We start from the raw sequence: 10,531 nt of genomic DNA on the forward strand, positions 1-10,531 counted from the left end.
CTCAGCAGCTTTTCTCACTATTTCATCAACTGAACTGCTTTCGTCATGTATAGAGATGTTTTTTTGAAGCCCAATTTTCACCTAATTTAAGTATTTAGCTAATAAATTTCTTATGCTCAATTTTTTGGAAAAAAGGAGGAAGGCTGCTGCCCAATAAGGATGATAAACATGAAATGGACATGCCGCTTATACCTATATCTTGTGAACACAGCATAGACTACAGCAAAATTAAAAACAATATCGAAGCCGGCCCGTATACCTACTCCTTCAGGACTGCTCAGGAATCTTGAGGGTTTATATTTCACCGTTGCCCACACCGACGTAAAAATTCCCGTTATTAGGGACAAGGGAGTGGTCACCATTCGAGATTCAGGGATTCATGGCCTGAAGTATGGAAAGTATTACTCCTCAATCTTATGTTTCCACAGTGTTATCTAAAAAAACCGGACTTCGCCCTTATCCGCTGAGCAAACTATTCCTGAAATCCCTGACTCTGTAAAAAACGCTATTAGTCGATTCGACTATCAGGACAAAGAAATTGCCCAACGCCATGTTCCTCGTTTAGCTGTTTTAGAAGCTTGGCGAAGGGTGGGGTATACGCCCAATCGAAATTTTCAAAAAGAGATATATTCTTTGGGAAGATTAGCGGCCCGCCTTACACGTTTTTGCGGAAGGTATTTTAAAACCCATGGGCTTCCCTCTATAGTTTATTTATGGCTATCAATATATTTTCGGACTTTTAACGTTGGAAAACATGGACAAGCCTTTGAATATCCCTGGTGGTTTCTTCTTTCCACAGGAGCGATAGGCGCATCGTGCACAGGGGCCTTGGCTTGTTCCGCTTCAATTTAACTATGCCACCCGCACGATGGACCCCTTTTTCAAATGATGAGCTGAGGCATCACCATTGGGACCCCCAAGCACTTAACCTTTTTCTGGAGGAAAAATATATCATTTCACGATCGATTTCCGCAACGAAGTGCATAGACGCTTATCGAACCGTTGCCCCCTCCGGCAATCTCCTTAGCTCATCCTCATTATTCCCCGTATGGCGAGAATCTCCAGACAAGCCCGTTAACGAAGAAGAAAAAACAAGAGCCAATCAATTATCCCAATTCACTCAAAGGAAGATTTTTTTCGGTGTCTACCCAACTGAAATCTTTGACAGCCTTTCTTTGGGTACTGTTTTTTTCTATAATCAAACATTGCGCTTTCCCCCAATTTAATAGAACGAATGGGTGCCTTTGCGGGCTTTAGTTTGATTGGGTTGGCCAGAGGCTATTACATAAAAGCGACCGCTGCGGTGGTTAATTCAACCTATCAAGCTTTTATGGTAGACGACGCTAAGAAACGATTTCAATCCGGAAGAATTACCGAAACGCCTTTTGAAGGAAGCAAAACCATGCGAGGCGCTCTCAAACATTTTCTGCTTTTAACGCGTGGGGATTGCCTTTATTATTCGCCAGCGCTCACGATCTAGCCGTGATTAATTCAGAGATGAGTTTGTGCATTAAATTTCCGCTGAGTTTGCTCGTTTCCATCTGGGAAAGTTGGAAAGCCGCGCGGTACGACGTAGAAAATGTTTGTAAAGAAATCACCAGTTCAACGCAAAATCTTTATACAACCCCAACTCGATCCAGTTGGTACGAGCGGTTAATGCGACTGGTTAGAGCGGATTATCTGAAAATCAACCAATTTTGGAAAGTAATTGGCATGGACACGGTATATACACCACTAGCCTTTTTTATTTAGCCTATGCCAAGTTTAGGAAATTTTTATAAGCATCTGCTGCTATTACCCTTATTTACCGAAAATAGTGCTTCGCTTAGCTCTTTCTTTGAACCGCTCGGTGATCTCGCTTCTCCTGTTGACCTCGTAATGGCATTTTTAGCCGCAGGAGTGACACTTAATCAAACCCACCATGCCATTATACCATACCACCGCCATGCGGCTTTTCAATCAACCCGGAAAACGCGCTTTTGAAGGAAAATGAATAGCCTCTCGATCTCGACCGATTCTCTTACGGGTTTAGCTATGGCGCGATAGAACTGTACTTCTAATTTTTCAGTTCGTCATTCCGCAGACGGGGTTCCAGCGCGCCGCGCACGCCGCGCTGGAACCCCGTCTGCGGGCTGTACGTTTTTAATCTTTACCGCTTGTGGGTAATGATGATATATTCAAAACCTCTTTCACAAAGGGAACGGTTAATTTGCGTTGGGCAATTAGCGAAGCTTGATCTAATTTATCCAGCAAATTGAATAATGCGGACATATCACGGGGATAATGACGCAATAAAAATTGACCTACCTCATCTGATAATTCAAAACCTCGATCGTGAGCGCGCATTTGAAGGGCTTTTATTTTTTCAACATCCGTAAGCCCGATCACTTGAAAAACCAGCCCCCACGACAACCGCGAACGTAAATCGGCTAACTGGCAATTTAACTGCGGAGGAACGTAATTGCCGGCAACTACTAATTTAACCTGAGATTCGCGCACGCGATTGTAAAAATGTAATAATGCTTCTTCCCAATCCGGCTGACTGAGTACAGCGTCAATATCATCAATACAGATTAATGGCTTGCTCTCCAAACCTTGCAGAATCGATGGCGCTAATTGCGGGGCTTTTAATGGCAAATACATTGCTTCCAACGATCGGTTATTCATCGTATGGCAACAAGCTTGTAGTAAATGAGTGCGCCCAACGCTTGGCTCACCCCATAAATAAATAAATAATTCACCCTTACCTTCTAATAATTCATTTAACGCTTTTAACAGCATGATGTTGTTGCCGCTGTAAAAATTAGCAAAAGTAGTTTCTTCTCGTAACTGCACTCGTAATGGTAATTGATCTATCATTGTTAATGAATGGAAGGAGTTAACATTATCGAGGTTTCTGAATCTCCGGAGGCGTATTCGATTTCCATCGATAAAATAAATTAGCCGCGTTCAGCTCTGGCTGAGTAGGTGTTGTTTCAGCTACTAAATGCGAAACGGATTTCAACGATTTCACTAGATCATTGAGATTACCAATGGTTTTTATTTTTAATAAAAGCATATCGGCATTCATATCACTGACAGATACTTTGGCTACCGGCGTTAAATGTTTTAAAGTTGAAACGACGTGGACGTAATCGTCGAGGGTTTTCACACCAGTGACATGCATGATGACTAAACTTTCCATTCCTTTGCTATCCAGCGTAGCAAATTGATTGGCCATCATGTCGGCCGCTCGATCGATACCGTTATTGACCACTTGAACGACATTGGCTCCGCTCGTCTGCCATTCATAAGGGGTGCCATTCAAAAACAATTGCCATTCTCCTTGGAGTTGACCGTTCTCTGCGCTAATCACAGCACCTGATAAAATACTATCAACTCCATAGCGTTGGGAAATAACCTGTAATTGTTGATTGTTGGGTAAAGTAGAGGCCGGTTGCGCGACATTGATTTGATCTTCAAGATCCATCGCTGGGAAAATAACAGGAACACCGCGGAGGGCAGCCACTTGTTTCAGCGCTTGAAGTGCTGGATTTTGACTATCGCTTGCTAAAATTTGGGATTGCTTTCCGTTGGGAATAGACACCCACACCATCGTCAAGGGGCGATTAGCACTCCAAATAGCTTGCTTCGCGTTTTGCAGTAACCGCTTAACGGCCCGCGTGTCAAAAACGACTTGCAGCAGGAGCTGCTGTTTTCCGCTCTCATCCGTTTTTGTAGCGTAACTGTATTTTTCAACATAATGGCTGATTTGGGGCACGGCATCTTGAACCGTTGGGAGCGTCATCACGCCCGTGTTTCCGCTCATCCGAATCGACACCTGCTCTAAAGCTTGAGGTAATGCTGTTTGCAGTGTTTGCGGCGATTGATCAGAGACGGCGACAGTAGCAACGTTTATACCACGGATTTCAACAGCCATTCCCGCATTAGTGAGAAAGAAATACGTCAGAGTAATTGCTAAAATAGACATTTTCCGAACGGCCATCATTGCAAAGCCTCCAGTGACTGAAATTATACGCCTTCGTCTTTTCATTTTTCTTCTATTTTACTCGCTTTAAGTCGTATAATACAGTCCATGCCAGATTCCACTCGAGATCCGCCTCTTTCCTACCGCAAAGCCGGCGTTGATATTGAAAAAGCGGCTGACTTGGTTGAAGCCATTAAAGCAATCGCTAAGCGCACCCGTCGCCCAGGGCTATTAAGTGGGGTCGGTGGCTTTGGCGGTTTATTTGAATTACCCCGTGGTTATAAACACCCGGTTCTCGTCTCGGGCACTGATGGCGTGGGAACCAAATTAAAGCTCGCGGTTGAACTTAACCGTCACAATACCATTGGTATTGATCTGGTAGCGATGTGCGTTAATGACGTCATTACTACCGGCGCGGAGCCCTTATTTTTTCTCGATTATTATGCCACCAGCCATCTGAATAACGAACAAAGCAAACAAATTTTGACAGGCATCGGCGCCGGTTGCGAACTGGCTGAAGTGGTGTTGATCGGAGGGGAAACGGCCGAAATGCCCGGACTTTATAAACAAAAGGATTATGACCTTGCTGGCTTTTGTGTGGGTGTTGTTGAAAAAGAAAAAATTATTGATGGAAGTCGAGTCCGCGGCGGCGATGCCCTGATTGGGATAGCTTCTTCTGGTCCACATTCCAACGGCTATTCTCTCATTAGAAAAATTTTAGCTCGGGCGAGAATACCGCTTTCGCAGCCCTTTGAGAACAAATCACTCGCGGATGGGTTACTCACCCCCACCCGAATTTACGTCAGAACGATTAAACGTCTTCTTTCCGAAATTAATCTCCATGCCCTGACCCACATCACGGGCGGCGGTCTTATTGAAAACGTTCCTCGTGTATTACCGCCTTATACCCAAGCGGTTATTGATTCAAATGGCTGGAAATGGCCACCCATTTTTCATTGGTTGCAAAAACAGGGCAAAGTCCCGATAGAAGAAATGTGGCGCACCTTTAACATGGGCGTGGGAATGCTACTCTGTCTGGACAAAGAAGAAGTACAAAAAACGCTGGAACTGTTAACCGCTTTAGGAGAAACCGCTTGGATCCTTGGCGAAATTCAATCCTTATCCGAGGAGCAACCGCGTGTAACCATAACGCCATGAATCGCGAACTGTTGCCTATTGTTGTTCTTATTTCTGGAAATGGGACTAACCTTCAGGCCATCATTGAGGCCATTCAAAAAGGTTTAGCGATTGAAATACGCGCGACCATTAGCAATAAAGCCGATGCATATGGATTAAAACGAGCCCAACAAGCTGTCATTCCGACTCACATCATTCCTCACGAAGACTTCCCTTCGCGCATCGATTTTGAAAGCAAACTTCAAAAAACGATCGACCACTATGAGCCCCAACTAATCGTCTTGGCCGGCTTTATGCGTAAATTAGGCAAGGCATTTGTCAACCATTATAGCGGACGGATGATCAACATCCACCCTTCCCTGTTACCTAAATACACGGGTCTTAACACCCACGAACGCGCGTTAGCCGCTGGTGAGACTGAACACGGTGTAAGCGTCTATTATGTCACCGAAGAGCTCGATCTCGGCCCTCTTATTTGCCAAGCCCGTCTTTCCATCAATCCCCAAGACACCCCAGAAACGCTAAAAACCCGCGTCCACGCGCTTGAGCACATTATATACCCTAAAGTATTATCCTGGTTCGCTACCGGAAGACTGGATTATCACAACAACCAAGTTTTTTTAGACGGAAAACCCCTCACAAAATCAGAACACACCTTCCCGTAAAGGCGAAACGCACTCGCCCATTCTAATAAACTATTGTATAATGCACACTTGTTCTATCATTAAACTATACGGTAGAGTGGCAAGCATGGTTAAATCAGAACTTATTAATCGTATTGCAATGCAGCAAAAAGCTTTGTCATGGAAAGACGTTGAACTGAGTATTAATTACATTTTGGAACACATGAGCAACACCCTTGGTCAGGGCGATCGTATCGAAATTCGTGGTTTTGGAAGTTTTTCCCTCCATTATCGTCCAACCCGTAAAGCACATAATCCTAAAACTGGCGAACGCGTTTACACGGAAGCTAAATATACGCCGCATTTCAAACCGGGCAAAGATTTACGCAACCGTGTCAATAATAACCGTCACCAATTTCTCATTCACGAAGTTAATAACAGTGAACGGGAAGATGCTGCCGAATAGTTAACGCTAACGCGTACAATTTTTTTCGAGGAAGACCACTAATTTTAGTTGCTAATGAAACCGCTTGTTTAAGAGACAGTTCTGAAAGCAATAGAGTTAGTACCCGTTGGTATTCTTCGTTTATTTCCGTCAATTTTTCAGTCTGGCCGGCCACAATCACCACAAATTCTCCCTTTTGCTGAACAGGATTCTCATTAATCCAGTTTTTTAACTCCACTAACGTTGCAGTATGGATAGTTTCAAATTGCTTAGTGAGTTCCCGTCCAATAGTAGCTCGACGTTCGTTTTCAAAAATTTCATTTAATAAATCAATTAAATTTACAATACGGTGAACCGATTCATAAAAGATGATCGTTCGGCGTTGATTTTTTAAATCTTCCAATTTTCTTCGTCTCACCTCGCCTTTTGAAGAAATAAAACCCTCAAAAATAAACCGATCTGTCGGTAACCCAGAGGCCACCAAAGCGACGATGGCTGCACAGGCTCCGGGAATAGGAACAACTTCGATCCCGGCTTCACGCACAGCATGCACCAACCGATAACCAGGATCGCTGATCAGGGGCGTTCCCGCATCGGAAATAAGCGCAACATTGAGTCCTTGTTTTAATTTTTCACATAAAAGAGTCGCACGCGCAGCTTCATTATGCTCATGTAAAGATAACAACGGAGTTTTTATCCTGTGATGCTCCAGCAATTTTTTGCTATGCCGCGTATGCTCCGCTGCAATAAGATCCACGGAGCGAAGCGTTTCAATCGCGCGTAACGTAATGTCCTCGCGATTACCTATAGGGGTTGCAGTAATGTACAAACTACCTCTGTTCATTAAGTCACAGCCATTTCAATATATAAATGACAATTAAAAACAAAACCTTATTATAATCTTCCCATTCTAAATTATTTTTTCCTATTAGCCTAAATTTCAAAAATCCTCGTCGTCCCCGCGCAGGCGAGGACCCAGCGCGCTAAAAGCGCGCCTGGACTTCTGTGCGGATCACGAAGTGTAAAATAGAAATCGCTGTGACTTGTGGTAATGATATGAGTCAACAGGTCTCCCCTTGCTTGACACTTTAACACTCTACGTTAGACTTTGACCATGGGGCAAAAAATATCCTTTGGTTACGCGATTCTGCTTGCGGCATGTTTGGGCTTACTGACAAGCTGCACCCCCCACTATCCTAACGCAGCTAATAACCAAGTCTTCAGAGCCTTTGAAAATCCTTCCACGGTTTCTGAGCAGCGCATTGCCTTGCTCTTACCGCTCGAGGGAATGTTTGCCAAACAAGCCGGCGCCATTTGCAACGGTTTTTTGGCGGCGTATTATCAAGCAAAACAAAAAGGCCCCGTCCCTACCCTTATTGTCCTCAATACCGGCGGAAAAAACATTAATAATGTTTACCAAGATGCCATCCAACAAGGTGCGACTATTATCGTCGGCCCACTGATTAAAAACAATTTAGCTACGCTCATTAATTCGCACGAAATTACTATTCCAACATTAGCCTTAAATACCTTGCTTTCTCATTCCAACGCCAGCAATCTGTTTCAATTCAGTTTATCTCCCATTGATGAAGCCACCACAGCCGCTATAAAAATGCGAAACGATCAACACAACCGGGCGATCATAATCACACCGAGTGGTGAGTGGGGAAGTTCCATTGCCAAAGCATTTCAAACACAATGGGCATCATTGGGCGGACAAACGACGGCCCAATTGGTTTATGGAAATAACGCAAGTTTGAACAACGACATTCGCCGATTGCTGAACATCGATAAATCAGAACAACGCGAACATCAGCTGAGACGGTTATTTCAGGAAAAAATACGCTTTATTCCGCGACGGCGAAAGGACTTTGACGCTATTTTTATTGTCGCTAATGCCAATCAAATCCGTCAAATTGTCCCTTTACTCCGATTTTACTATGCCGGTGATATTCCCATATACGCCACTTCATCAGGTTATTCACCCAGTTCACGCCCCAGCGAGAATTACGATATCGAGGGTATCCAATTTAGCGACATGCCTTGGGTTTTAACACCGGAACAATTATCACCTTCCCTTCAGCAAACACGCGAGCGCATCCGCGCTTTATGGCCTCATTCTTTCGAACGCAATACTCGATTGTATGCACTCGGCGTCGATGCCTACAATATGTTATTTGAGCTGCCTAAATTAACTTCAATTCCACAGTATGGAATGAACGGAGCCGCGGGCACTTTGTATTTACTGTCAACGCAACGCATTTATCGACAGTTGTTGTGGGCTAAAATCATCAATGGACAATTGCAAAGTGAATGATGAATATAACGAACTTATCCTTCCTTAAAGGGCCTTCAATAATGCGCTAATCTGAAAACCCCTAATTATCACATCTTCTCCGCCCCATGCTAACTTAGCCATATGTTTTTCCTTAACCAAAAAAATTGGTTTTAACGCTGAAAAAATAGCTCGTCGGTATTTGCAAAAACAAGGGCTATCGTTTATCACTAAAAATTTCCGTTATAAACAGGGTGAAATTGATTTGATAATGTCTCATCAATCGATGTTAGTTTTTGTCGAAGTACGTTACCGTCGTTTTTCTAATTTAATTCAACCTCTTATCACGCTCACTCCTTCAAAGCAACGGCGGCTGATAAAAACCGTACTTCATTACTTAAAAGAACATCGACTCCTTGATAAAATTTTCTGTCGTTTTGACATCGTTGGCATTACGGCGGATCGACAAATCACGTGGATAAAAAACGCTATTGAGGTATAATATTAAACCTTATGAATTTATTCCAACGTATTAAGTATAATTTCGAAGAAAGTATCAAAACTAAAACTGTAGCAATCGAGCTATTGCTCGATCCCATCGTCCAAGCGGGGGAACTGATGGCTCAATGTCTACTCAACGAGCATAAAATATTAAGTTGTGGGAATGGGGGTTCCGCTGCTGATGCGCAACATTTTTCATCCGAGATGCTTAATCGTTTTGAAACAGAACGGCCCAGTTTCCCTGCTCTGGCATTAACCACTGACTCGTCTACGCTAACGGCAATCGCCAACGATTATAGCTATGCCGAAGTTTTTTCAAAGCAAATCGCAGGCTTAGGATCCACCGGAGATATTTTGTTAGGCATCAGCACCAGCGGCCATTCAAAAAATATTCTTCAGGCAATCACCGCCGCTCATATGAGAGGCATGAATGTTGTGGCGCTGACTGGCCGAGATGGAGGAGAATTAGGCACCTTATTGGGTACCGATGATATCGAAATTCGTGTGCCTGCAGAATCCACCGCTCGCATTCAAGAGACTCACGCCCTTATTATTCATTGCTTATGTGATATTATCGATCGGAAATTAATCCCAAGCTCTGAGGATCACTGATGAAGAAATTAGTCGCTTTGCTGCTGTTAGCTTTCCCTTTAATGGGTTGCGTTCCCGCCGTTCTCCTTGCCGGCGCAGCCGGGGCTACGCTGGGGGGTGCCGTTGTCTACGATCAGCGAAGTTATAAAACCATGAATCAAGATCATAATGCTCACGCTGTCATCCAAGCAGAAATCGATCGTGACCCCCGGTTAAAAGGTCAATCTCATATTTCTGTTTCCGTGTTCAACAACATAGCGTTGTTAGTAGGTCAAGCAAAAACGGTAACGTTACGCGATCGGGCTTATCAGATTACTGCAAAGGCGCCTTATGTCCGGCGTATTTATAATGAAATCACCATCGCGATACCCGCATCAGCCATACAACGCGCCAATGATTCTTGGATTACGACGAAAGTTCGCACAGCCATGTTGGGAAAACCGGGGTTAGGTTCTTCTAATCTCAAAGTCGTCACCGAAAATAAAACTGTCTATTTAATGGGCATTGTCAGTCCTCGACAAGCTACCATGGCCGCTGAGGTCGCCCGGCGCATTTCAGGGGTGCAAAAGGTAGTAAAAGTCTTTGAATACGAATAAATCTAGTTACAATTCTACTAGGCTGGCCATAGTTCATCGATTTCCTGTGCTTCACTGCCCACGTACTTCTATGTACGCTGCGCTGCTCGAAAATCAATGAATTCTGGCTCAGTTTAGCGAATGTAAACAAGACCCTAACCATTTCAATTTTAGGCTTCATCGTCATTCCGCAAGGGAAGTCCAGGCGCACCTTCGTGGGCCGCGCCCGTGTGCACTGGATCCCTGACTACGCGTGTCAACTTAAGGGAGCCAGGTAAAGAGGGAATATCAAGTAGTTAAAAAAAGCCCGTCATCTTCGTGCGTAGGCTGCCTACCGACAGACAAAGAATCGAAGGCTTTGAGACGGCCGAAGCCACGGGGATTGTGAGTTTCCATCATGATATAAATAGCGTTCAG

9 protein-coding genes and 2 pseudogenes are annotated in these 10,531 nt (G+C 44.1%); 8 read left to right on the plus strand and 3 right to left on the minus strand.

From position 1 onward, the window contains the following. Window positions 1-173: 173 nt before the first annotated feature. Window positions 174-1,994, plus strand: a pseudogene (locus tag OWO34_RS07845) (hypothetical protein); the annotation flags it as partial. Between the two features lie 148 nt (window positions 1,995-2,142). On the opposite strand, the gene hda reads toward OWO34_RS07845, so the two are convergent. Both hda and OWO34_RS07855 read right to left on the minus strand, forming a co-directional pair. Next, window positions 2,143-2,859, minus strand: a complete 717-nt coding sequence (gene hda, locus OWO34_RS07850) for a DnaA regulatory inactivator Hda (protein WP_267257126.1) — start codon at window positions 2,857-2,859, stop codon at window positions 2,143-2,145. A gap of 2 nt (window positions 2,860-2,861) precedes the next feature. Continuing rightward, window positions 2,862-4,033: pseudogene (locus OWO34_RS07855) on the minus strand (DUF2066 domain-containing protein). Between the two features lie 42 nt (window positions 4,034-4,075). On the opposite strand from OWO34_RS07855, the gene purM reads away from it, so the two are divergent. From purM to ihfB, 3 genes are all read left to right on the plus strand, one after another. Further along, window positions 4,076-5,125: a phosphoribosylformylglycinamidine cyclo-ligase gene (purM, locus tag OWO34_RS07860; protein ID WP_267257127.1), complete on the plus strand. Its 1,050-nt coding sequence runs from the start codon at window positions 4,076-4,078 to the stop codon at window positions 5,123-5,125. After that, on the plus strand, window positions 5,122-5,769 hold the full coding sequence (gene purN, locus OWO34_RS07865; RefSeq protein WP_267257128.1) for a phosphoribosylglycinamide formyltransferase: 648 nt from the start codon (window positions 5,122-5,124) through the stop codon (window positions 5,767-5,769). Before purM ends, purN begins: the two co-directional genes overlap by 4 nt. An 85-nt stretch (window positions 5,770-5,854) precedes the next feature. Beyond that, on the plus strand, window positions 5,855-6,193 hold the full coding sequence (gene ihfB / locus OWO34_RS07870) for an integration host factor subunit beta (RefSeq protein ID WP_267257129.1): 339 nt from the start codon (window positions 5,855-5,857) through the stop codon (window positions 6,191-6,193). Here the strand turns inward: ihfB and rsmI are convergent. Then, window positions 6,159-7,016, minus strand: coding sequence for a 16S rRNA (cytidine(1402)-2'-O)-methyltransferase (gene rsmI, locus OWO34_RS07875; protein ID WP_267257130.1), 858 nt, complete (start codon window positions 7,014-7,016; stop codon window positions 6,159-6,161). The two genes, ihfB and rsmI, sit on opposite strands and share 35 nt — an antisense overlap. A 270-nt stretch (window positions 7,017-7,286) precedes the next feature. Here rsmI and OWO34_RS07880 point away from each other — a divergent pair, with 270 nt between their 5' ends. The 4 genes from OWO34_RS07880 (at window position 7,287) to OWO34_RS07895 (ending at window position 10,135) form a co-directional block, all read left to right on the plus strand. Continuing rightward, the gene (locus OWO34_RS07880) at window positions 7,287-8,489 is read left to right on the plus strand and encodes a penicillin-binding protein activator (protein WP_267257131.1); all 1,203 of its coding nucleotides are present in this window, start codon (window positions 7,287-7,289) and stop codon (window positions 8,487-8,489) included. Window positions 8,490-8,589: 100 nt separating this feature from the next. Continuing rightward, window positions 8,590-8,949: a YraN family protein gene (locus tag OWO34_RS07885; RefSeq protein ID WP_267257134.1), complete on the plus strand. Its 360-nt coding sequence runs from the start codon at window positions 8,590-8,592 to the stop codon at window positions 8,947-8,949. An 11-nt stretch (window positions 8,950-8,960) separates the two neighbouring features. Continuing rightward, window positions 8,961-9,560 (plus strand): phosphoheptose isomerase, encoded by a 600-nt coding sequence (locus OWO34_RS07890; RefSeq protein WP_267257132.1) that lies wholly within the window; start codon window positions 8,961-8,963, stop codon window positions 9,558-9,560. Further along, entirely contained in the window at window positions 9,560-10,135 is a 576-nt protein-coding gene (locus OWO34_RS07895; protein ID WP_267257133.1) for a BON domain-containing protein, read from the plus strand. The genes OWO34_RS07890 and OWO34_RS07895 overlap by 1 nt, the downstream gene beginning before the upstream one ends. The last annotated feature ends 396 nt before the right edge of the window (window positions 10,136-10,531 follow it).

Source organism: Coxiella endosymbiont of Ornithodoros maritimus (genome assembly GCF_907164965.1).
In the GTDB taxonomy this organism is placed as follows: Bacteria; Pseudomonadota; Gammaproteobacteria; order Coxiellales; family Coxiellaceae; genus Coxiella.